Origin of the sequence: Rathayibacter sp. AY1G1, assembly GCF_002932095.1 — a bacterium.
Lineage (GTDB): Bacteria > Actinomycetota > Actinomycetes > Actinomycetales > Microbacteriaceae > Rathayibacter.
In genome coordinates, this window is sequence record NZ_PSUZ01000002.1 from 20,022 (window position 1) to 41,837 (window position 21,816).

Genomic DNA, 21,816 nt, shown 5'->3' on the forward strand with positions numbered 1-21,816 from the left:
CTCCGGTCATCCCGCCATCCTGCCCCGCGCCCGTGGAAGGATCGGCAGGACCCGCCCGCGACCGCACGGAGTGAACCATGCACGACCACGAGATCCTCCGACAGCTGCGCGACGCGCTCGGAGACGCGGTCCTGACCGAGGGCCCCGGGTTCGAGGCCGTGCACACCGACAAGTCGGGCTTCTCCGCACCGGGTCGCGCGCTCGCGCTCGTCGCTGCCCGCTCGGTCGAGGACGTGCAGGCGGCGCTGCGCATAGCGACGGAGCACCGGCTCCCGGTCGTGCCGCGCGGAGCGGGAACGGGCCTCGCTGCCGGGGGAGTGGCGAGCGAGGGAGCGCTCGTCCTCTCGACCGCCGCGATGGACCGCATCCTCGAGGTGTCGCTCGAGGACGAGCTCGCGGTCGTCGAGCCCGGGGTCATCAATCAGGCGCTGTCGGACGCTGTCGCTCCGCACGGCCTCGTGTTCTCGCCCGACCCCGCGAGCCGCGCGATCTCGAGCATCGGCGGCAACATCTCGACGAACGCCGGGGGGCTGCTGTGCGCCAAGTACGGCGTGACCCGGGAGGCGGTGCTCGGGTTGACGGTCGTCCTCCCCGACGGGCGACTGCTCCGCACCGGCCGCCGCAGCGTGAAGGGAGTCACCGGGTACGACCTCACCGCGCTCCTGACCGGCTCCGAGGGGACGCTGGGCGTCATCGTGGAGGCCACCGTGAAGCTCCGCCCGATCCCGACCGGGCGCGTGGTCACGGTCGGCGCGTACTTCCCGAGCGTCGTCGCCGCGGCCGCCGCCTCCGCTGCGATCACCGCCGCGCGGCTCCGTCCCGCGGTGATGGAGCTGATGGACGAGGCGGCGCTCGCCGCGATCTCGCGCTACACCGGAGCGGCCCTGGACCGCGGTGCCGCCTACCTCCTCGTCCAGACGGACGGCGGAGGAGCGGCGGAGGAGTCGCAGCGCGTCCTCGAGATCGTGACCGCCTCCGGGGGCGCCGCCGAGGCGACCGAGGACCCGGCCGAGGGCGAGGCTCTGCTGGCCGTCCGCCGGGCCTTCCACCCGGCGCTCGAGGCGGAGGGCCGCGTGCTGATCGAGGACGTCTGCGTGCCCCGCTCCGCGCTGCCGGCGATGTTCGCGGCGATCCGCGGCATCGAGGAGCGGACGGGGCTCAGCATCCCCACCGTCGCCCACGCGGGGGACGGGAACCTCCACCCGAACTTCGTGCTGCCCGCGGGGGACGGACCCGTGGGGGAGGACGTCTGGGACGCCGCCGCGGAGCTCTTCCGCACGGCCCTGGCCCTCGGCGGCACGCTCACGGGCGAGCACGGCGTGGGACTGCTCAAGCAGCGCTGGCTGGCGGAGGAGCTGGGCGAGGACTCGCTGGCGCTCCAGCGCGAGATCAAGGCCGTGTTCGACCCGCTGGGGATCATGAACCCGGGGAAGGTCTTCTGAGGAGGGCGCCCCGGGCTACCGCAGCTCGGCCGTGATCATCGAGGCGGTGAGCACGATCGTCGCCGCGGACATGAGCCAGTAGAGGACCGTCTCGCGCCAGGACCCGGAGGAGCCCAGGACGGGCAGCGCGGCGTAGCCTCCGGTGGTCCAGACGTGGCGCAGCGGTGTCCGGCGCAGGCGCCGCGGCAGGCGCACGCGCAGCGGCCACAGCCAGTTGATCCCGCCGGTCGTGAGGGCGTCGCCGGCCACGTGCACGAGGTAGCCCAGCGTCGCGGCGACCCGGAGCCACGCCCAGGTGCCGTCGGCGAGCGCGACGAGCAGGACCGTGACGACCGTCGCCCCGGCCCAGGCGATGCGCCAGGAGGGGGCGGCCCGGACGGCCTTCGCGGCGAAGGCGAGGGCGGGCAGCGTGAGCACGGCGGCCACGGCGACGGGACCGACGACCGGCACCGGGAAGCGCAGCGCCGTGAGCACCGGCACCAGGTACCAGACGACGGCGACCGCGAGCAGCGAGTGCATCCCGTGCCGGTGCCCTCCGCTGATCCGGCCCGCGGTCGCGGTGAGCAGGGAGGCGGCCGGCGCCGAGCGGGAGACGGTCGCGCTCGCGTGGTCCGCGTCGGGCACCAGGGCCCAGCCGGCGGCGACTCCGAGGCCGACCAGTCGGAGGTCGAGCGGGAGACCCGCGAGGCCGAGGGGCCCGGCGACGGCGGGCACGGAGGCGGCGACGGCCCAGGCGAGCGCACCGGAGACGGCGTGCGAGCGGCCCATCATCGCGGGTCGGCTCCTTCGACTGGGCGCTGCGAGGCCGGAGGACGACCGCGGCGGGACGAGAGAACCCCCGGCCGAGTGCGTGAGCACGGACCGGGGGTGAGGGTGGGCGATACCGGACTCGAACCGATGACCTCTTCCGTGTGAAGGAAGCGCGCTACCAACTGCGCCAATCGCCCAGGGGGACGTGCTGGACGACCCGAGAGACGATCGTAGCGGATCCGCGGGGCCCGGATGCACCGCCGACGCCCGCCACGCCCGGGTGAACGGACGGCGACGAGCCGGTTTCGCGCGGAAAGACGCGGATCGGACTCCGAGCGGCGGGATCGGCGTCCGCTCGATTTGGATTCAGGCGTCGCTGTCGTATACATTCTTCTAGGTCGAGCCGGGCAGCGAAAGCGCCGGACAGACAGCAAGACAGCACGACACGCAAGACGGCAACACCAGTACGACTTACATGCGGATGTGGCGCAGCGGTAGCGCATCACCTTGCCAAGGTGAGGGTCGCGAGTTCGAATCTCGTCATCCGCTCGAACACCGGTCCTCGGACCGGCGTCATCGGGACGGCACCCTCGGGTGCCTCCCACCTGGTCGGCCCTCGGGCCGCCGACACCGAATCCCGTACACGGTGGATTGGCCGAGAGGCGAGGCAGCGGCCTGCAAAGCCGTATACACGGGTTCGAATCCCGTATCCACCTCGATCGTTCACCGAACGAGGCGCTCCGCACGGAGCAACGGGCGATTGGCGCAGCGGTAGCGCGCTTCCCTGACACGGAAGAGGTCACTGGTTCGATCCCAGTATCGCCCACCACGAGAACCCCCGGCCCCTGGCCGGGGGTTCTGTCGTTCCCGGCTCCGGCGCTACCCTCGCAGGATGCCCGCCCCGATCCCCGTCGACGACCAGGGCACCCTCCTGCGGCTCGTCTCGCGGGACGACGGACCGGCCCTCGCCGCCGCGTACCGGCGCAACCGCCGGCACCTCGCGCCCTGGGAGCCGACGCGCTCGACCCGCTTCTTCGAGGCGGGGGGCCAGACCGACGCCGTCGCGGACGCGCTCGCCGCGCACCGGGCCGGCAGCGTCCTCCCGCTCGTCCTCGACGCGGGCGGCGTGATCGTCGGTCGGCTGACTCTCGCGAACATCGTCCGCGGCGCCTTCGACAGCGGCGATCTCGGCTACTGGCTCGACAGCGGTCTGCAGGGCCGCGGCGTGATGACCCGCGCGGTCGGAGCCGTCCTGCGCACCGCGCGTGAGGATCTGGGGCTGCACCGCGTGCAGGCCGGGACGCTCCTCCACAACGTCGGATCGCAGACCGTGCTGCAGCGCAACGGCTTCGAGCGGATCGGCGTCGCGCGGCGCTACCTGCGGATCGCCGGGGAGTGGCAGGACCACGTCCTCTTCCAGGCGCTGCTCGAGGGCGGCCCGCTCCAGCCTCCGCCGACTCCGCTCGTCTAGGGTGAGCGGCGCCGGCCTTCTCCCGGCGCTCCGAGCGGGAGGGACGCGCCCATGACCACGCGGCACATCGGCGGACGAGAGTTCGACTTCGAGCGGCAGGTGGCCGTGATGGCGGTCGTGAACCGCACGCCCGACTCCTTCTACGACAAGGGCTCCACCTTCGCCCTGGACAGCGCCATCGCGGCCGCCGTGCGCGCCGCGGAGCTCGGCGCCGACTGGGTCGACATCGGCGGAGTGCCGTTCGGCCGCGGCCCCGCTGTCACGCTCCAGGAGGAGCTCGACCGGGTCGTCCCCGTCGTGGCGGGCATCGCGGAGCGGAGCGACGTGGTCGTCTCGGTGGACACGACGAGCGCCGAGGTCGCGCGCGCGAGCATCGCCGCGGGCGCCTCCGTCGTCAACGACACGAGCGGGCTGCACGACCCCCGGATGCTCGAGGTCGTCGCCTCCTCCTCCGCCCAGCTCGTCATCACCCACAGCGTGGGCGCTCCCCGCAGCGAGCCGGAGAGACCCGAGTACGACGACGTCGTGGCCACCGTGGTCGACCACTTGCGGAGCCGCGTCGATCGCGCGCTCTCGGGTGGAGTGCCTGCCGGGAGGATCATCGTCGATCCGGGTCACGACCTGAACAAGAACACCCTGCACACGCTCGAGCTCACCCGCCGGCTGGGCGAGGTGGCCGCGCTCGGCTTCCCGGTGCTCGCCGCGGTGTCCAACAAGGACTTCATCGGCGAGGCGCTGGACCGGCCGCAGGGGGAGCGCCTCGAGGGCTCCCTCGCCGCCGCGGTGATCTGCATCCTGAACGGTGCGCGGATCGTGCGCATGCACGACGTGCGCCAGGCGGTGGACGCCGTGCGGATGACGGAGGCGGTGCTGGGCTGGCGGGCGCCCGCCTTCCTCCGCCACAACGTGGAGCCGGCGGCGTGAGCGCCCGCATCGACGGCCTGTCGCCGGCCGGGCAGGACCTGTCCGACGAGGCTCTGCTGGCCCTCTACGCGGACGGGGCCGGCGAGCAGTGGCTCCGGGTCAACTTCGTCGCGAGCGTCGACGGAGCGGTCACCCGCGACGGCGTCTCGGGCGATCTCGGGGGAGCGGCGGACCTGCGCGTGTTCGACCTGCTCCGCCGGCTCGCCGACGTCGTGCTCGTCGCGGCCGGCACGGTGCGGACCGAGGGCTACGGTCCGATGGTGCTGAGCGACGAGTCCGTGCGGGCGCGGCTCGGCACCGGGCGCGCCCCGCAGCCCGTCTTCGCGATCGTCTCGGGGTCGCTCGACCTCGATCCCGCCTCGCGGATCTTCACCGAGGCGCCGGTGCGCCCGATCGTCGTGACCACCGGCTCCTCGCCGGCCCGCCGCCGCGCGGAGCTCGCCGAGGTCGCCGACGTGCTCGTCTGCGGCGACGCAGAGCTCGACGCGACGCGGATGCGGGCGCAGCTCGCGAAGCGGGGGCTCGGCAGGATCCACTGCGAGGGCGGTCCGTCGCTGCTCGGGACCCTGCTCGCCGCGGACGCCGTCGACGAGCTCTGCCTGACCGTCGCCGCGACGCTCGAGGCAGGCGACTCCGGGAGGCTCGCCCGCGGCGACGTCCCCGGACCGCGCCCGCAGCACCTGGCGCACGTGCTCAGCGCCGGCGACACGCTGCTCCTGCGCTACCTCCGCCGGCGCTGACCCGCCCTACTCGCGGCGCCGCTCGTTCCCGTCGCGCTTGGCCTCGGAGGCCGGACGGGCGGCGATCACGGGGTGGGCGCCGGTGAAGCCGTCCCGGGCGGACGCGATCGCCAGGATGCGCGGCTTCGCGACGTGCCAGCCCACGATCAGGGCGGGCACGCCGACCACCGCGACGATCCCCACGGTCCAGGTGCCGGTCGGGAAGTCGACGGCGATGAGGACCACCACGATCACCAGGAACGCCAGGGTGAGCCACGAGGTCACCGGGGCGCCGGGCATCCGGAAGGACGGGCGCTCCAGGCGCCCCTGGGCCGCCCAGCGCTGCAGCTGCATCTGGCAGAGGACGATCATGCCCCAGCCCGTGACGATGCCCAGCGCCGAGACGTTGAGGACGATCTCGAAGGCCTCGGACGGCACGAAGAGGTTCAGCACGATCCCGATCAGGGTGATGCTCGCCGTGAGCAGGATGCCGCCGTAGGGGACGCCCTGCTTGTTCATCCGGCCGGTGAAGGCGGGGGCGGAGCCGTTGAGCGCCATGGAGCGGAGGATGCGGCCGGTCGAGTAGAGCCCGGCGTTGATGCTGGAGAGCGCGGCCGTCAGCACGACGAAGTTCATGATCGATCCGGCGATCTCGCCCGAGGAGCCGTCGCCCAGCGAGCTGAAGAACGTGACGAACGGGCTCTCGCCCTTCGAGTAGGCCGTGTAGGGCAGCAGCAGCGTCAGCAGCAGCACCGAGCCGACGTAGAAGACGGCGATGCGCAGGATGACCGAGTTGATGGCGCGCGGGATGACCTTCGCCGGCTCCGCGGTCTCGCCCGCCGCCGTGCCGACAAGCTCGACTCCGGAGTAGGCGAACACCACGCCCTGGACGACCAGGACGCTGGCGACCAGGCCGCCGGGCAGGATGCCGCCGTTGTCGTTCCAGAGGCTGATCCCGGGGTCCACGGCGACGCCGCCGGACTGCAGCGGCCAGCCCGCGGCGAGCACGACGACGCCGATCACCAGGAAGACCACCAGCGCCGTGACCTTGATGAGCGCGAACCAGAACTCCAGCTCCCCGAAGACCTTGACCGAGACGAGGTTCAGCGAGAGCACGACGACCAGGGCGATGAGTGCGAGGAGCCACTGGGGCACGGAGGAGAAGAGCGACCAGTACTTCACGTAGAGGGCCACCGCGGTGACGTCGGCGATCGCGGTCATCGCCCAGTTCAGGAAGTACATCCATCCGGCGACGAAGGCGGCCTTCTCGCCCAGGAACTCGCGGGCGTAGGAGATGAAGGAGCCCGAGCTCGGCCGGTGCAGGACCAGCTCGCCGAGCGCGCGGAGGATCAGGTAGGCGAAGACGCCGCAGACCGCGTACACGACGACGAGCGAGGGACCGGCGGTGGCGAGTCGGCCGCCCGCGCCGAGGAAGAGGCCGGTGCCGATCGCGCCGCCGATGGCGATCATCTGCAGCTGCCGGGGCTTGAGCCCGGGACGGTAGCCCTCCTGCTCCTTCGAGAAGTCGGGCTGCGCGTGCCCGCGGTCGTCGTCGCTCTGCGTCACGGGGGCTCCCTCGTCACCGGATCGCGCCGGGCGGCTGCTCCGGCACGCCCGTCAGGGTAAGGGCGCTCTGCTCGGAGGAGGCGGGTGGCGCGGTCCGCGGCATGCGGATCCTCTCAGGATCGAAGCGCCTACCCTGAGGGCATGAGCGGTCCGGACCTCGCACGGCAGTCCTCGCTCGAGGGCGTCCGGATCCCGTCGCCGGCGAGGCGCCTGAACGGCGGCACCGATCCGGCGCTCGTCTGGCGCAACGAGCTCGACGGGCTGACCTTCCGCGTGGACGCCGGGTACCTGAAGTGGAATCCCCGGTCCACGGGCCTCGACCTCCGTCGCGAGATCGCGCGTCTGCGCTGGCTGGAGGGGCGGATCGACGTGCCCCGGATCCTGGAGGCGGGCGAGGACGACGAGGGGCAGTGGCTCCTCACCGCACCGCTGCCCGGGCGGAGCGCCGTCGATCCGAAGTGGACAGCCCGGCCGGAGGAGGCCGTTCGCGCGATCGCGGCCGGCCTGCGGGCGGTCCACGCGCTCCCCGTCGACGCGGTACCCGAGGAGCTGCGCGGCGACTCCTGGTTCGCGCGCCGGCCGTCGGCGCTCGGCGCGGCTCCGGAGCTCGTGGACCCCGTCGTGGTGCACGGCGACGCGTGCGCTCCGAACACGCTCGTCGACGACGACGGACGCTGGAGCGGCACGGTCGACGTCGGCGACCTGGGCATGGGCGACCGCTGGGCGGATCTGGCGGTCGCCGCGGTCAGCCTCGGCTGGAACTACGGCCCCGGCCACACCCCGCTGCTCCTCGCGGAGTATGGAGCGGATCCGGACGACGAGCGAGCGGCCTACTACCGCGCGCTCTGGTCGTCCGAGTCCTGAGTCACTTCTTCTTCGCGGCCTCGTCGTCCTGGGCCGCGCCCTCGTCGCTGCGGTTCTCGCTCGCCAGGCGCAGCCAGCGTCCGTCGCGGACGTCCTTCTCGTGCACGGCCGCCTTCTTGTCGCTCGCGGCGGTGTCGCGCGGGGGGAGCTGGATGGTCTCCTCCGCCTCGATGCCCGCCTGCAGCTCGCGTCCGCGCTCGAGCTCGGCGTCGAACTCCGCGCCGAAGAGCAGGGCGATGTTGGTGATCCAGATCCAGAGGAGGAAGACGATCACGGCGCCGAGCGAGCCGTAGGTCTTGTTGTAGTTGGAGAAGTTGGCCACGTAGAACGCGAAGCCGGTCGAGGCGATCAGCCAGATCGCCAGGGCGACGATCGATCCGATGCTGATCCAGCGGAACTTCGGCTGGCGGATGTTGGGCGCCCAGTAGTACAGGATCGCGACGATCACGATCGCGATGACCACGAGCACCGGCCATTTCGCGATGTTCCACACGGTGAGGGCGGCGGGGCCGAGGCCCACGACGTCGCCGACGGCGGTCGCGACCGGTCCGCTGAGCACGAGGATGAGCGCCGCGATCACGATCAGGACGACCGTCACCACGGTCACGCCGAGCATCGTCGGGCGGAGCTTCCAGAAGGGGCGCCCCTCGTCGATCTGGTAGACGCGGTTCATCGCCCGGCCGAAGGCGCCGACGTAGCCGGAGGCGGACCAGATCGCTCCGACGACACCGGTCACGAAGGCGAGACCCGCGGCGGAGGAGCTGGTCAGCGCCTGGATCGGGTCGCGCAGCAGGTCGACGACCTCGCTCGACGCGAGGTTCCCGATCAGGTCGAGCACCAGATCGGTGGTGGCCTGCGCCTGGCCGAAGAGCCCCAGCACCGACACGATCGCGAGCAGGGCGGGGAAGAGCGCGAGCACGGCGTAGTAGGTGAGCGCGGCGGCGAGGTCGGTGCACTGGTCCGCGCCGAACTCGCGGGCCGTCTTCTTGAGGACGTAGAACCAGGAGCGCTTGGTGATGTCGGTGACGTCGTCGGGCTTCCGGGAATCGTCGGGATCGGGCGCTGTCTTCTCGCGGGTCGTGCTCTGCTCGGCCATGCGGACACGCTACGGGGCCGACAGTCGTCGGACGGCCCCCTTGACGGCGCGGCCGGTCGTGTCGCGGGTCAGGCCCGGCGCTGGCGCGCGGCGGCGAGGGTGCCGAAGAGGAGGAAGGAGCAGGTCGCGGCGAGGACGGTCAGCAGGGGAGCCTCCCAGCCGCCGCTCGCGTCGTGCGCGAAGCCGATGACGGTCGGGGCGGTGGCGGCCACGGCGTAGCCGATCCCCTGCACCGTGGCCGAGAGCCGCGACGCGTGGGCATCGGAGCGGGAGAGCCGCACGACGAGCACGAAGACGACCGTGAATCCTCCGCCCTGGGCCGCGCCGCCCAGCACGCACCAGAGCGCCCAGAGCTGCGGCGCGAGCAGCAGCCCCGCCGGCACCGTGCACCAGAGGAGGCCGACGAGCACGATGCTCCCCAGCGGTCCGAGCCTCCGGACCAGGAGCGGGACGCCGAGGGCGCCGGCGACCGCGGCGAGCTGGAACACCGAGGCGCTCGCGCCCGCGGTCGCGATCGAGAAGCCGTTGCGGTCGACGAGCAGCGAGGGGAGCCACGCCGTCACTCCGTAGTACGAGAACGCCTGGCTCGAGAAGCAGAGCGCGAGCGCCAGCACGGTCGCGCTGCGGAAGATCCGCGGAGCCGGTGCGGCCGGTGCGCGGTCGGCGCGGGACGGGCGGGGAGTCGGACGCAGGGCCGCCCGAGGCCCCACGGCCACGAGCCAGCCGGCCAGAGCGAGGGCGTTGAGGGCGAGCCAGACGAGCAGGGCGCCGCGCCAGCCGAGGGTTAGAGCGAGCGGAGCGGTGCCGAGCGAGGTGATCGTCGAGCCGATGTTGAGGGCCGCGGTGTAGACGCCCGTCGTGAGGTCGACGCGCTCGGGAGCGACGTCCCGCCGGATCACGACGGGGAGGACGACGTTGCCGATCGTGATGGAGACGCCGATCAGGATGGTGCCCGCCACGGCCGGTCCCACGTCGCCGATCGATCGGACGATCGTGCCGAGCGCGACGCCGATCACCGTGACGGTCACGGCGGCGTCGGGTCCCGCGCGGCGGATCACCAGGAGGGCGAGCGGAGTCGCCAGGGCGAAGCAGAGCACGGGGATGCTGGTGAGGATCCCCGCCTGGCCCGCGGACAGCGCGAGGTCCTCGCGCACCGCGTCGATGATGGGCGCGACGGCGACGATCGGACCGCGCAGGACCAGCGCGACCAGGGCGACCGCCACGACGAGGAGCCAGGGAGCGCTCCGGCGCGCGGTCATCGGGGCGTCGAGGGCCGCGGCACCCCGGTCAGCCGGTCAGGCCGGGGACCCCGGCCGAGAGGTTGCCGACGATGGTGAAGACGCCCGACACCAGACCGAGGATCCCGGTGACGAGTCCGGCCGTCGCGAGCCCGCGACCGCCTCCGACGAGCGGTGCGGCCGCCCGGCCCTTCGCCGAGAAGACGATGGCGAGGATCGAGGGGATCAGCAGCGGATTGATCAGCAGGCTCAGGACGCCGAGCACGAGGCTCGCGATCGCCATGGGGTTGCGGCCCGCCGCGGAGGACGGGGCGGACGGATAGGCGTACAGCTCCTGCTCCGGAGCGCCCGGGGGCGTGCCGTAGGCGGGAGCGGGCGCCGAGGAGGACGGACGGGACCGGTCCGTCCACGCCGCGCCGTCCCAGTAGAGCTCCGAGCCGAGGTCGGCCGGGTGCGGGTACCACCCGGGCGCGGGCAGCGGAGCGGAGTCGTCGGGCATGGGGCGAGTCTAGAGCGGCGCCGATCAGCTCTTCGGCTGCTCGATGCCGAGCGCGTTCCCGTCGGGATCGAGGATCCAGGCCGCCCAGACGCTGCCGCGGTCGGCCACGCCGTTCTCGGTGCGCAGCTCGTCGCTGTCGTAGTCCTCCGGAGCCACGCCCCGAGCCGCCAGCGAGTCCAGCTCGGCGCGCAGGTCGGCCACCCGCCAGGCGGCCTTGGTCTGCTCGTCCTTCGAGCCCGTGGTGCTGGAGGTGACGGTGAGCCGCGTGCCGCCGCAGGAGTAGGCGATCGCCGACTCGCTCTCCTCGAGGACCTCCAGTCCCAGGGAGCCGGCGTAGAAGGCGCGGGAGGCGGCGAGGTCGCGGGAGAGCAGAACGGGGCCGATGGGGGAGTCGGAGAGCACGGTGAGTCCTTTCGTCGGTGGGCCTCCAGTCGACGCCCGCTGCGGCCCGGCGCGGAAGGGGTTGCCACCGGGCGGGCCGGAGGGGGTCGGGCGCGGCAGAATGGCCTCGGCCGTGCCCGCCGCGCGGCCGGGAGGAGCCCTCATGAGCTGGACCATCGACGAGGTGGCGTGGACCCACGCGGACGCCGAGCGTCTGCGCGACGCGCAGCGGCGCGAGCTCGACGAGCGCTACGGCAACGACGACCACGAGCCCGGCACGCCGCCCTCGGCCGACGACGTGCCCGTCTTCCTCGTCGCCCGCGACGCGAGCGGCACGGCGGTGGCCTGCGGCGGACTGCGGCCTCTCGACGACGACGTCCTCGGACCGGGGGCGATCGAGGTGAAGCGGATGTTCGCCGACCGCGCCGCCCGCGGCACCGGAGCGGCCACGGCCGTCCTGCGCGCGCTCGAGGCGCGGGCGGCCGCTCTGGGCACGACGCGCCTGGTGCTGGAGACCGGGACGCTCCAGCCCGACGCGATGCGGTTCTACCTCCGGGAGGGCTACCACGCCATCCCGCCGTTCGGCGCCTACATCGGGTCCGAGCACTCGGTCTGCTACGCCCGCGATCTCGCTCCCGGCGCCTGAGCGTCAGCGGCGCAGGGTCTCCACCGGGTACTCGCCGAAGCGGCGGTGGTACGCCCCCGAGAAGCGGCCCTGGTTGAGGAAGCCCCAGCGCGCGGAGACGGCGCGCACGGTCTCCTCGCCCGGAGCGCCCTCGCGCAGCTCGACGCGCGCCCGGTCGAGACGCACGCCGCGCAGGTAGCCGAGCGGAGTGTCGCCGAAGTGCCTCCGGAACGCGGCCTGCAGCGCCCGCGGAGTGAGCCCCGCCGCTGTCGCGATGTCGGACACGGTGACGGGCGACGCGGCGAACGCGTGCAGGAACTCGGCGGCACGCAGCAGGTGCTCGAGCCCCGGCCGCAGCACCTGCGCCGGAACGACGACCGGCCGGTGCGCGAAGGTCGCGAGCAGGTGCAGAGCGACGCCGCGCTCGGCCGCCACGAGCTGCAGCGCTGTCGCCTCGCGGCCCGACCGGAGGACGCCCGCGAAGTCGTCGACCGCCCGCCACCAGCCCGGGAGTGCCGACGCGGAGGCGATCGAGCGGTGGTCGAAGACGAGCGGCAGCGGCACGCCGTCGCCGGCCTCGGACGCGACCTGCTCGAGGAGTCCGGCGGCCACGTGCACGAGCCGCTGCTGGAAGTCGCGGCTGACGAACTCGAACGGACGCGCGCTGGGGAACACGACCGGCCGCCCCGGCAGGTGGACGATCCGATCGCCCTCCGGGTCCACCACGCTCGTGCCGGAGAGGAACCACGAGACGACGTACTCGCCCGCCGGACGCAGCCCCCCGGACACGGAGCCCCGGAAAACAGACGTCCGCAGGCTCACGCCCTCGCTCCCGGAGACGTCGTAGCGGAAGGAGAAGGGCCGCTCGACCGGTTCCGTCCGGAATCCCGACCCGCCGTAGCCGTCCGAGTAGAAGCGCCGCGCCTCCTCCAGGTCGGCCCCGGAGCGCGTGAAGCGCTGCAGCGCAGGACCGGCACCCATCGGACCAGGATGCCACCTGGACGGATTGCGCACCGGTCGCCCCCGCGCCCCTCTCCGGGGCACGTCCTGTCGGCAGGGTGACGGGGTCGGACGACACGGACGGAGACGCATGGAGATCAGCGCACGCAGACTCGCGGCACGCGACGCGGTGGCCGTCGTCGCCGTGCTCGCCGCACTCGAGGGGGCGCTCGCCGTGGACTCCCTGCCGCCCGGCCTGGAGGAGGTCCTCCTGCACCAGCTCGAGCGCAGCTCGCTCGTGCTCCCCGGCGCCGACCGGGACGAGCTCGCCTCCGCTCTGCGCGCGCTCGGCGTCCGCGTGCTCGACGCGCTCGGGTAGAGGCCGCCGCCGACTACAGTCGAGGGGTCAACCGAGCCCGAGGAGTGCCCGCACGTGTCGAACGAACCGTCGAATCCCGCAGAGAACGAGTCCCACTCGGTCGTCACCGAGGCGGGCACGGGATTCACGCACTTCACCGACCGGGCCGTGGTCGCGATCCGCGTCAACGGGGAGCTCAAGGACCTCGCCGCCGACGTCGTGCCGGGCGACCGCATCGAGCCGGTGCTCATCTCCTCGCCGGACGGGCTGAACATCCTCCGCCACTCCGCGGCCCACGTGCTCGCACAGGCGGTGCAGCAGATCAACCCGGAGGCGAAGCTGGGCATCGGCCCGCCCGTCACCGACGGCTTCTACTACGACTTCGACGTCGAGGAGCCCTTCACGCCCGAGGCGATGAAGGCGCTCGAGAAGGCGATGGACCGCATCGTCCGCCAGGGCCAGCGGTTCGTGCGCCGCGTCGTCTCCGAGGAGGAGGCGCGCGCCGAGCTCGCCGGCGAGCCCTACAAGCTCGAGCTGATCGGGATCAAGGGCGGGGGAGCCGAGCACGAGAGCGTCGAGGTCGGCGGCGCCGAGCTCACCATCTACGACAACGTCGACCCGCGTTCCGGCGAGACGGTCTGGAAGGACCTCTGCCGCGGCCCGCACCTGCCCAACACCCGCATGATCGGCAACGGCTACGCCCTGACCCGCAACGCTGCCGCCTACTGGCGCGGCTCGGAGAAGAACCCGCAGCTGCAGCGCGTCTACGGCACCGCGTGGCCCACGAAGGACGAGCTGCGCGAGCACCAGGCCCGCCTCGAGGAGGCGGCGCGCCGCGACCACCGCAAGCTCGGCCACGAGCTCGACCTGTTCTCCTTCCCGGACGAGATCGGCTCCGGCCTCGCGGTCTTCCACCCCAAGGGCGGGATCATCCGCTACGAGATCGAGCAGTACATGCGCGAGCAGCTGCTCGCCCACGACTACGAGCTCGTCTACACGCCGCACATCACCAAGGGCGACCTGTTCCTCACGAGCGGGCACCTGCAGTGGTACTCCGAGGGGATGTTCCCCCCGATGCACCTCGACGAGCTGCAGGACGAGGACGGCAACGTCACCCGCCAGGGCCAGGACTACTACCTCAAGCCCATGAACTGCCCGTTCCACAACCTGATCTTCCGCTCGCGCGGCCGCAGCTACCGCGAGCTCCCGCTGCGCCTGGCCGAGTTCGGCACCGTGTACCGCTACGAGAAGAGCGGCACCCTGCAGGGCCTCACCCGCGTGCGCGGCCTGACCCAGGACGACGCCCACATCTACGTCGCGCAGGAGGACGTGTCGGCCGAGCTGACCCGCAACCTCGAGTTCGTGCTGCAGGTGCTGCGCGACTACGGCCTCGACGACTTCTACCTCGAGCTGTCCACGAACGAGGAGGGCAACCCGAAGTTCGTCGGTGCGCCCGAGCAGTGGGAGGAGGCGATCGAGTCGCTGCGCGCGGTCGCCGTCGCCTCCGGTCTCGAGCTGGTTCCGGATCCGGGAGGAGCGGCTTTCTACGGTCCGAAGATCTCGGTGCAGGCGCGCGACGCCATCGGCCGCACCTGGCAGATGTCGACCATCCAGCTCGACTTCAACCAGCCCGAGCGCTTCGAGCTCGAGTACACGGCCTCGGACGGCTCGAAGAAGCGGCCCGTGATGATCCACCGCGCGCTCTTCGGCTCCATCGAGCGCTTCTTCGCGATCCTCACCGAGCACTACGCCGGGGCGTTCCCGGTCTGGCTGTCGCCGGTCCAGGTCGTGGGCATCCCGATCGCCGACGAGTACCTGCCCTACCTCGAGGAGGTCGTCGGCGAGCTCAAGAGGTCGGGCATCCGCGCCGAGATCGACTACTCCAGCGACCGGATGCAGAAGAAGATCCGCAACGCCACGCTGCAGAAGGTGCCCTTCCAGATGATCGTGGGGGAGAAGGACCGCGACGCCGGAGCCGTCAGCTTCCGCTTCCGCGACGGCACGCAGGAGAACGGGATCCCGGTCGCCGACGCCGTCGCGCGCATCCGCGAGGCCGTCGCCTCGAAGGCGCAGGTCTGAGCGTGAGCGACGGCTGCGTGCCCGAGGGAGCGGAGGGCTCGGCGCACCTCGCCGGGGTTCCCGACGAGTTCCAGCGCCTGTGGACGCCGCACCGGATGGTCTACATCCAGAAGGGGCAGCCCGGAGCCGACGACTGCCCCTTCTGCGTGGCGCCGACGCTGAGCGACGAGGAGGCCCTCATCGTCGCCCGCGGGGAGCACGCCTACGTCCTGCTGAACCTGTTCCCGTACAACTCCGGCCACCTCCTGGTCTGCCCGTACCGGCACATCCCGCTCTACGACGAGGCCACTCCCGAGGAAGTGGCCGAGATCGGAGCGCTCACGCAGACGGCCATGCGCGTCGTCCGCTCGGTCTCGAACAACGACGGCTTCAACCTCGGGATGAACCAGGGCGCGGTCGCGGGAGCGGGGATCGCCGCGCACCTGCACCAGCACGTGGTTCCGCGCTGGGCGACCGACGCGAACTTCTTCCCGATCATCGCCCGCACGAAGGCGCTCCCGCAGCTGCTCGGCGACGTGCGGGCGAGCCTCGCGGCGGCCTGGCCGAGCCTCTAGACCGCCGCCCGGCCCCCTGTCCAGCGCCGCGGACGGCGGGCGCCGTCTCGTAGACTCGGAGCTGCCGTCGGCGGAAGTCGCCGCACAGAACAGGACTCGCGAACATGACCGACACCACCACTCCGTCCTCGTCCGCTCCCGAGCAGTTCGGCTCGAGCCGCGTCAAGCGCGGTCTCGCCGAGATGCTCAAGGGCGGCGTCATCATGGACGTCGTCGACGCCGATCAGGCCCGCATCGCGGAGGACGCCGGCGCGGTCGCCGTCATGGCGCTCGAGCGCGTCCCCGCCGACATCCGCTCGCAGGGCGGCGTCGCACGCATGAGCGACCCCGACCTGATCGACGGCATCGTCTCCGCCGTGTCGATCCCCGTCATGGCGAAGGCGCGCATCGGCCACTTCGTCGAGGCGCAGATCCTGCAGGAGCTCGGCGTCGACTACATCGACGAGTCCGAGGTCCTCTCGCCCGCCGACTACGTGAACCACATCGACAAGTGGAACTTCACCGTCCCCTTCGTCTGCGGAGCGACCAACCTGGGCGAGGCGCTGCGCCGCATCACCGAGGGCGCAGCGATGATCCGCTCGAAGGGCGAGGCCGGCACCGGCGACGTCTCCGAGGCGACCAAGCACATCCGCACGATCTCCGGCGAGGTCAACCGCCTGAAGGCGATGACCAAGGACGAGCTCTACGTCGCCGCCAAGGAGCTGCAGGCCCCCTACGACCTGGTCGTCGAGATCGCCCGGACCGGCAAGCTCCCCGTCGTCCTCTTCACCGCCGGCGGGGTCGCGACCCCGGCCGACGCGGCGCTGATGATGCAGCTGGGCGCCGACGGCGTGTTCGTCGGCTCCGGCGTCTTCAAGTCGGGCGAGCCCGCCAAGCGCGCGGCCGCGATCGTGAAGGCGACCACCTTCTTCGACGACGCGAAGGTCGTCGCGGAGGCCTCGCGCGGCCTGGGCGAGGCGATGGTCGGCATCAACGTGGCCGACGTGCCCGCGCCGCACCGCCTCGCCGAGCGTGGCTGGTAGCGCCGACGCGCCGCTCGCCGGCGCAGGATCGACGCGGGAGTCCCTCGAGGGGCTCCGCGTCGGGGTCCTCGCGCTGCAGGGCGACTTCCGCGAGCACGCGCACGTCCTGCGCGAGCTGGGCGCCGAGGTGGTGCTGGTGCGACGCCCGGAGGAGCTCGCCACCGTCGCGGGGCTGGTCATCCCGGGCGGCGAGTCCACGGTGATGGACAAGCTGTCGCGCCTCTTCGGCCTCGCGGAGCCGGTCGTCGAGGCGATCAGTGCGGGGATGCCCGTCTACGGGACCTGCGCCGGGCTGATCATGCTCGCCGACCGGGTCCTCGACCGCATCGACGGCCAGAGCAGCTTCGGCGGCCTGGACGTGTCGGTCCGGAGGAACGCGTTCGGCAACCAGCTCGACTCCTTCGAGACCGATCTCGACGTGCCGGCCATCGGCGATCCGCCGGTGCACGCGGTCTTCATCCGCGCACCGGTCGTGGAGGAGCTGGGCGAGCGGGCGACCGCGCTCGCCAGTGTCGCCGACGGGCGGGTGGTCGCGGTCGAGCAGGGCAACCTCCTCGGGACGGCGTTCCATCCCGAGATCACCGGCGACTACCGGTTCCACGAGCTGTTCCTGCGGAAGGTCGCGGCGACGCGCTTCGGCGACTGACCCGCTGCCGTCCCCTCCGCCAGGGGTGGACGGTGCGGGACCCGCGGGCCAGGGTGGTCGCATGCCCGAACTCCCCGAGGTCCAGGCCCTCGCCCTCGATCTCGACGCGCGCCTGGGCGGACGCGTCCTCGAGCGGCTCGACGTGTTCGCGATCTCCGCGCTCAAGACCGTCGCCATCCCGCCGTCGGCTCTGTCCGGCGAGACCGTCCACGGAGTATCGCGGCACGGCAAGTTCCTCGACATCGCAGTCGGCGAAGCCCACGTCCTCCTGCACCTCGCCCGCGCCGGCTGGGTCCGCTGGCGGCCCGAGCGGCCGACGGCGCCGGCGAAGCCCGGCCGGGGACCGCTCGCCGCGCGGCTCGTCCTCGACGACGGGTCGGGGTTCGACGTGACGGAGGCCGGCACCAAGAAGAGCCTCGCGCTCTCGATCGTCGCCGATCCGCTCGACGTCCCGGGCGTCGCCCGGCTGGGTCCCGATCCGCTGGACCCGGAGTTCACCGAGGAGATCCTCGGCGCGATCCTCGCCACGGCGGGCAGGGCGCAGGTGAAGGGCGTCCTCCGCGACCAGTCCCGCATCGCCGGCATCGGCAACGCCTACTCCGACGAGATCCTCCACGTGGCGCGCATGTCGCCCTTCAAGCCCGCCGCGCTCACCGCCGACGAGCTGGACCGCCTCTATGCGGCCCTCCGCTACACACTCGAGGAGGCGCTCGCCCGCGCCGAGGGCCTGCACGCGGCCGACCTCAAGCGCGAGAAGAAGCTCGGCATGCGCGTCCACGGCCGCACAGGAGAGGCGTGCCCCGTCTGCGGCGACACGATCCGCCAGGTGGTCTTCCACGACTCCACGCTCCAGTACTGCCCCACCTGCCAGACCGACGGCAGGATCCTCGCCGACCGGCTGCTGTCGCGGCTGATCAAGTAGCGAGCCGGTCCCTGCCCGGCTCGCCGCGGTCGGCTTTCGGAGATGGCGGGGCGGGTGGAGCGGGTCGCGTTCGCCTACAGCGATCCGCTGGCACGCGGATCACTGGTTCGGCTGTGCTTGTGGCGAGCCGGTCCTCGCCCGGCTCGCCGCGGTCGGCTTCCGGAGATGGCGGGGCGGGTGGAGCGGGTCGCGTCCGCCTACAGCGGTCCGCTGGCACGCGGATCACTGGTTCGGCTGTGCTTGTGGCGAGCCGGTCCCTGCCCCGCTCGCCGCGGTCGGCTCTCGGGGGTGGCTGGGTGGGTGGAGCGGGTCGCGTCCGCCTAGCGCGATCCGCTGGGACGCGGATCGTGCGTTCGGCGGTGCTTGTGGGAGCCGGTCCCTGCCCGGCTCGCCGCGGTCGGCTCTCGGAGTTGGCGGGGCGGGTGGAGCGGGTCGCGTCCGCCTACAGCGATCCGCTGGCACGCGGATCACTGGTTCGGCGGTGCGGGGGCTGCCGAGACGGCGGCTCGTCTCCGGCGAGGAGGGCGCGGAAGGCTCGGTGCTCGGGCCGAGACGGGCGCGGACCGGCTCTCGAATAGACTGGCCCCTGCCATCAGCGGCGCCCTCGGGGGCCGCACGCAACGAGATTTCCGAGGGAGCACCGTGTCCGGGCATTCCAAGTGGGCCACGACCAAGCACCAGAAGGCGATCAAGGACTCGCGCCGCGCGAAGTCCTTCGCCAAGCTGATCAAGAACATCGAGGTGGCCGCCAAGATCGGCGGCGCCGACCTCTCCGGCAACCCGACGCTCGTCGACGCCGTGCAGAAGGCGAAGAAGACCTCGGTGCCGAACGACAACATCGACCGCGCGATCAAGCGCGGCGCCGGCCTCACCGGCGAGGTCATCGACTACACGACGATCATGTACGAGGCCTATGGCCCTAACGGCATCGCGCTGCTCGTCGAGTGCCTCACCGACAACAAGAACCGCGCCGCGGCGGACGTCCGCACCGCGATGACCCGCAACGGCGGCACCATGGCCGACCCGGGCAGCGTCGCCTACAACTTCGCGCGCAAGGGCGTCATCTCTGTGCCCCACGGAGAGAGCGTCACCGAGGACGACGTGCTCGGCGCGGTCCTCGACTTCGGCGTCGACGACGTGCTCGACCACGGCGAGAGCTTCGAGGTCCGCGTCGAGCCGAGCGAGCTCGTCCCGGCCCGCTCGGCCCTGCAGGAGGCGGGCATCGACTACGACTCCGCCGACATCGAGTTCGTCGCCTCCCTCCAGGTCGAGGCCGACGCCGAGACGGCCCGCAAGGTCTTCCGCCTGATCGACGCGCTCGAGGACTCGGACGACGTGCAGAACGTCTACACCAACCTCGACATCACGGCCGAGGTGCGCGCCGAGCTCGAGAACGAGGAGTGACGCGGTGAGCCCGGCCCGATCCCGGAGGGCGGCCTGATGCGCGTCCTCGGGATCGACCCCGGGCTCACCCGCTGCGGCGTCGGCATCGTCGACGTCTCGCGCGACCGCCGCGCGACCCTCGTGCACGTGACGGTCCTCCGGACACCGCCCGACAACGCGCTGGAGCGCCGCCTGCTGGCCCTGGGCGACGGGCTCGAGGCGCTGCTCGACGAGCACCGCCCCGACGCCGTCGCGATCGAGCGGGTCTTCGCGCAGAACAACGTCAGCACCGTGATGGGCATCGCGCAGATCAGCGGCATCGCCCTCGTCGCGGCGGCCCGGCGCGGGCTCCCGGTCGGGATGCACACGCCGAGCGAGGTGAAGGCCGCCGTCACCGGCTACGGAGCCGCGGACAAGCGCCAGGTCACCGCGATGATCCAGCGCGTCCTCCGGCTCGACGCCCCGCCGCGGCCGGCCGACGCGGCCGACGCTCTCGCCCTGGCCGTCTGCCACGCCTGGCGGGCCCCTCTCACGTCGTCCTCCGGGTCGGCGGGAGCCGGTGCCGACGGAGCGGCGGGCGGCACAGCAGCGCAGCGGGCGTGGCGCGCCGCCGAGGCCGCGAGTCGAACGCCTGTTCGAGCATCTAGACTGACGCGGTGATATCCTCCCTCCGCGGCACCGTCCTCTCCGCCCGCGGGAGCCTCGCCGTCCTCGACGTCCACGGCGTCGGCTACGCGGTGAACGTGACCCCGCAGCACGCGCTCGAGATGCGCGTCGGCGACGAGACCACGGTCAGCACCGTGCTCGTCGTCCGCGAGGACTCGCTCACCCTCTACGGCTTCCCCGACGAGGAGCAGCTCGAGATCTTCGAGCTGCTGATCGGCGTGACCGGCGTCGGCCCGAAGTCCGCCCTCGGCGTGCTCGGCGCGGTCGAGCCGGACCGGATCGCGCAGGCGGTCGCCGACGAGGACGACGGGGTGTTCCGGAAGGTCAGCGGCATCGGCCCGAAGACGGCCAAGCTGATCATCCTGTCGCTCGCCGGCAAGGTGACCGTCCGTCCGCGCGCCGCCCGCGGCTCCGGTCCCGCCGCCACCGCCGCGCAGAACGTGCTCGCGGCGCTCGTCGGCCTGGGCTGGCCCGAGCGCACCGCGGCCGATGTGGTCGACGAGATCCTGCTCGACGCGCAGGCCTCCGACGCCGCGAACGTGCAGGCGCTGCTCCGGCTCGCCCTCGCCCGCCTCGGTCCGGCGGCCCGCTCGTGAGCGACGAGGTGCTGGGCGCCGAGGTCGCATCGGAGGCCGAGGTCGCCTTCGAGGGCGCTCTGCGGCCCAGGAACCTCAGCGAGTTCGTCGGCCAGCGCAAGGTGCGCGGCCAGCTCGAGCTGCTGCTCAAGGCCGCGGCCATGCAGGGCCGGACCCCGGACCACATCCTCCTGGCGGGCCCGCCCGGTCTCGGCAAGACGACCCTCGCGATGATCGTGGCGGAGGAGAGCTCCTCGCCCCTGCGGCTCTCCAGCGGCCCCGCGATCCAGCACGCGGGCGACCTCGCCGCCGTCCTCTCCTCGCTGCTGCCCGGCGAGATCCTCTTCATCGACGAGATCCACCGCATGGCGCGCTCCGCGGAGGAGATGCTCTACCTCGCGATGGAGGACTTCCGGATCGACATCATGGTCGGCAAGGGGGCGGGAGCGACGTCCGTCCCGCTGGATCTCGCCCCGTTCACGCTCGTCGGCGCCACGACCCGCTCCGGCCTGCTGCCCAATCCGCTCCGCGACCGCTTCGGCTTCACCGCGCACCTCGAGTTCTACGCGGAGGACGAGCTGCGGCAGGTGCTCGCCCGGGCGGCACGGCTGCTCGAGCTCGACATCGACGCGGACGCGATCGCCGAGATCGCCGGCCGCTGCCGAGGCACCCCGCGCATCGCCAACCGCCTGCTCCGGCGGGTGCGGGACTTCGCCCTGGTCCACGGCGGACGGGCCGACGTGACCGCCGTCCGCGCGGCGCTGGAGCTCTACGACGTCGACGCGCTCGGACTCGACCGGCTCGACCGCGCGGTGATGGAGATCGTGCTGACCCGCTTCGACGGCGGGCCGGTCGGCCTGAACACCCTCGCCGTGTCGGTGGGGGAGGAGGCGGAGACGGTCGAGGCCGTCGTCGAGCCGTTCCTCGTGCGGATCGGATTGCTGACCCGGACGCCGCGCGGCCGCGTGGCGACCCCCGCCGCCTACCGCCACTTCGGCATCGACCCCCGGGGGACGGCGGCTCAGCCGCCCCTGTTCCCCGATGATCTATGATTCTCTAGGCCCGACGGGCCGCTCGATCCGCTCCGCCTCGACCTG

Annotated in this window: 23 protein-coding genes and 4 tRNA genes; 19 read left to right on the top strand and 8 right to left on the bottom strand. The window is 72.6% G+C overall.

Annotated elements, in window-relative coordinates:
- Nucleotides 1–77 precede the first annotated feature (77 nt).
- Nucleotides 78–1,442, top strand: a complete 1,365-nt coding sequence (locus tag C5C36_RS01330; RefSeq protein ID WP_104309105.1) for an FAD-binding oxidoreductase — start codon at nt 78–80, stop codon at nt 1,440–1,442.
- Nucleotides 1,443–1,457: 15 nt separating this feature from the next.
- On the opposite strand, the gene C5C36_RS01335 is transcribed toward C5C36_RS01330, so the two are convergent.
- Both C5C36_RS01335 and C5C36_RS01340 read right to left on the bottom strand, forming a co-directional pair.
- A complete protein-coding gene (locus C5C36_RS01335) occupies nt 1,458–2,213 on the bottom strand; it encodes a metal-dependent hydrolase (protein ID WP_104261617.1) in 756 nt (251 codons plus the stop codon).
- Nucleotides 2,214–2,316: 103 nt separating this feature from the next.
- Nucleotides 2,317–2,389, bottom strand: a tRNA-Val gene (locus C5C36_RS01340).
- 280 nt (nt 2,390–2,669) lie between these two features.
- Here C5C36_RS01340 and C5C36_RS01345 point away from each other — a divergent pair.
- The 6 genes from C5C36_RS01345 to C5C36_RS01370 all read left to right on the top strand — a co-directional run bounded on the left by C5C36_RS01345 (nt 2,670) and on the right by C5C36_RS01370 (nt 5,327).
- Nucleotides 2,670–2,741, top strand: a tRNA-Gly gene (locus C5C36_RS01345).
- Between the two features lie 96 nt (nt 2,742–2,837).
- Nucleotides 2,838–2,908 (top strand) — tRNA-Cys (locus tag C5C36_RS01350).
- Between the two features lie 38 nt (nt 2,909–2,946).
- Nucleotides 2,947–3,021: transfer RNA gene (locus tag C5C36_RS01355), tRNA-Val, on the top strand.
- A gap of 63 nt (nt 3,022–3,084) precedes the next feature.
- The gene (locus tag C5C36_RS01360) at nt 3,085–3,663 is read left to right on the top strand and encodes a GNAT family N-acetyltransferase (RefSeq protein WP_104225349.1); all 579 of its coding nucleotides are present in this window, start codon (nt 3,085–3,087) and stop codon (nt 3,661–3,663) included.
- Nucleotides 3,664–3,714: 51 nt separating this feature from the next.
- Nucleotides 3,715–4,587: a dihydropteroate synthase gene (gene folP / locus C5C36_RS01365; protein ID WP_104309106.1), complete on the top strand. Its 873-nt coding sequence runs from the start codon at nt 3,715–3,717 to the stop codon at nt 4,585–4,587.
- Entirely contained in the window at nt 4,584–5,327 is a 744-nt protein-coding gene (locus tag C5C36_RS01370) for a pyrimidine reductase family protein (RefSeq protein WP_104309107.1), read from the top strand. The genes folP and C5C36_RS01370 overlap by 4 nt, the downstream gene beginning before the upstream one ends.
- A gap of 6 nt (nt 5,328–5,333) precedes the next feature.
- Here the strand turns inward: C5C36_RS01370 and C5C36_RS01375 are convergent, their stop codons facing one another.
- Complete coding sequence (locus tag C5C36_RS01375; RefSeq protein ID WP_258072157.1) at nt 5,334–6,872, bottom strand: amino acid permease; 1,539 nt, start codon at nt 6,870–6,872, stop codon at nt 5,334–5,336.
- Between the two features lie 141 nt (nt 6,873–7,013).
- Here C5C36_RS01375 and C5C36_RS01380 point away from each other — a divergent pair, with 141 nt between their 5' ends.
- Entirely contained in the window at nt 7,014–7,736 is a 723-nt protein-coding gene (locus C5C36_RS01380; protein ID WP_104309108.1) for an aminoglycoside 3'-phosphotransferase, read from the top strand.
- 1 nt (nt 7,737) lies between these two features.
- Here the strand turns inward: C5C36_RS01380 and C5C36_RS01385 are convergent, their stop codons facing one another.
- From C5C36_RS01385 to C5C36_RS01400, 4 genes are all read right to left on the bottom strand, one after another.
- Nucleotides 7,738–8,832: a YihY/virulence factor BrkB family protein gene (locus C5C36_RS01385; RefSeq protein WP_104239455.1), complete on the bottom strand. Its 1,095-nt coding sequence runs from the start codon at nt 8,830–8,832 to the stop codon at nt 7,738–7,740.
- Nucleotides 8,833–8,900: 68 nt separating this feature from the next.
- Entirely contained in the window at nt 8,901–10,091 is a 1,191-nt protein-coding gene (locus C5C36_RS01390) for a CynX/NimT family MFS transporter (RefSeq protein ID WP_104269504.1), read from the bottom strand.
- A 28-nt stretch (nt 10,092–10,119) separates the two neighbouring features.
- Nucleotides 10,120–10,569, bottom strand: coding sequence for a DUF2510 domain-containing protein (locus tag C5C36_RS01395; protein WP_104224633.1), 450 nt, complete (start codon nt 10,567–10,569; stop codon nt 10,120–10,122).
- Between the two features lie 24 nt (nt 10,570–10,593).
- Nucleotides 10,594–10,971, bottom strand: coding sequence for a VOC family protein (locus tag C5C36_RS01400; RefSeq protein ID WP_104261678.1), 378 nt, complete (start codon nt 10,969–10,971; stop codon nt 10,594–10,596).
- A 142-nt stretch (nt 10,972–11,113) separates the two neighbouring features.
- Between C5C36_RS01400 and C5C36_RS01405 the strand changes: the two genes are divergently transcribed.
- Nucleotides 11,114–11,596: a GNAT family N-acetyltransferase gene (locus tag C5C36_RS01405; protein WP_104309109.1), complete on the top strand. Its 483-nt coding sequence runs from the start codon at nt 11,114–11,116 to the stop codon at nt 11,594–11,596.
- Nucleotides 11,597–11,599: 3 nt separating this feature from the next.
- Here C5C36_RS01405 and C5C36_RS17430 read toward each other — a convergent pair whose 3' ends face one another.
- Nucleotides 11,600–12,556 carry an AraC family transcriptional regulator gene (locus C5C36_RS17430; RefSeq protein ID WP_104327523.1) on the bottom strand — a complete coding sequence of 319 codons (957 nt, stop codon included), beginning with the start codon at nt 12,554–12,556 and terminating at the stop codon, nt 11,600–11,602.
- A 109-nt stretch (nt 12,557–12,665) separates the two neighbouring features.
- Between C5C36_RS17430 and C5C36_RS01415 the strand changes: the two genes are divergently transcribed.
- From C5C36_RS01415 to ruvB, 10 genes are all read left to right on the top strand, one after another.
- On the top strand, nt 12,666–12,893 hold the full coding sequence (locus C5C36_RS01415; protein ID WP_104224631.1) for a hypothetical protein: 228 nt from the start codon (nt 12,666–12,668) through the stop codon (nt 12,891–12,893).
- Nucleotides 12,894–13,040: 147 nt separating this feature from the next.
- Nucleotides 13,041–14,951 carry a threonine--tRNA ligase gene (thrS, locus tag C5C36_RS01420; protein WP_258066763.1) on the top strand — a complete coding sequence of 637 codons (1,911 nt, stop codon included), beginning with the start codon at nt 13,041–13,043 and terminating at the stop codon, nt 14,949–14,951.
- 2 nt (nt 14,952–14,953) lie between these two features.
- Nucleotides 14,954–15,505, top strand: a complete 552-nt coding sequence (locus C5C36_RS01425; RefSeq protein WP_244230646.1) for an HIT domain-containing protein — start codon at nt 14,954–14,956, stop codon at nt 15,503–15,505.
- A 104-nt stretch (nt 15,506–15,609) separates the two neighbouring features.
- A complete protein-coding gene (gene pdxS, locus C5C36_RS01430; RefSeq protein WP_104224629.1) occupies nt 15,610–16,527 on the top strand; it encodes a pyridoxal 5'-phosphate synthase lyase subunit PdxS in 918 nt (305 codons plus the stop codon).
- Nucleotides 16,528–16,600: 73 nt separating this feature from the next.
- Nucleotides 16,601–17,173 (top strand): pyridoxal 5'-phosphate synthase glutaminase subunit PdxT, encoded by a 573-nt coding sequence (gene pdxT, locus C5C36_RS01435; RefSeq protein ID WP_244229657.1) that lies wholly within the window; start codon nt 16,601–16,603, stop codon nt 17,171–17,173.
- Between the two features lie 61 nt (nt 17,174–17,234).
- Nucleotides 17,235–18,095 (top strand): Fpg/Nei family DNA glycosylase, encoded by an 861-nt coding sequence (locus C5C36_RS01440; protein ID WP_104267372.1) that lies wholly within the window; start codon nt 17,235–17,237, stop codon nt 18,093–18,095.
- 642 nt (nt 18,096–18,737) lie between these two features.
- Nucleotides 18,738–19,499 carry a YebC/PmpR family DNA-binding transcriptional regulator gene (locus C5C36_RS01445; protein WP_104224772.1) on the top strand — a complete coding sequence of 254 codons (762 nt, stop codon included), beginning with the start codon at nt 18,738–18,740 and terminating at the stop codon, nt 19,497–19,499.
- Between the two features lie 36 nt (nt 19,500–19,535).
- Nucleotides 19,536–20,138 carry a crossover junction endodeoxyribonuclease RuvC gene (gene ruvC / locus C5C36_RS01450; protein ID WP_104309110.1) on the top strand — a complete coding sequence of 201 codons (603 nt, stop codon included), beginning with the start codon at nt 19,536–19,538 and terminating at the stop codon, nt 20,136–20,138.
- Nucleotides 20,135–20,740, top strand: a complete 606-nt coding sequence (gene ruvA / locus C5C36_RS01455) for a Holliday junction branch migration protein RuvA (protein WP_104225337.1) — start codon at nt 20,135–20,137, stop codon at nt 20,738–20,740. Before ruvC ends, ruvA begins: the two co-directional genes overlap by 4 nt.
- Nucleotides 20,737–21,771: a Holliday junction branch migration DNA helicase RuvB gene (gene ruvB, locus C5C36_RS01460; RefSeq protein ID WP_104224769.1), complete on the top strand. Its 1,035-nt coding sequence runs from the start codon at nt 20,737–20,739 to the stop codon at nt 21,769–21,771. The genes ruvA and ruvB overlap by 4 nt, the downstream gene beginning before the upstream one ends.
- The last annotated feature ends 45 nt before the right edge of the window (nt 21,772–21,816 follow it).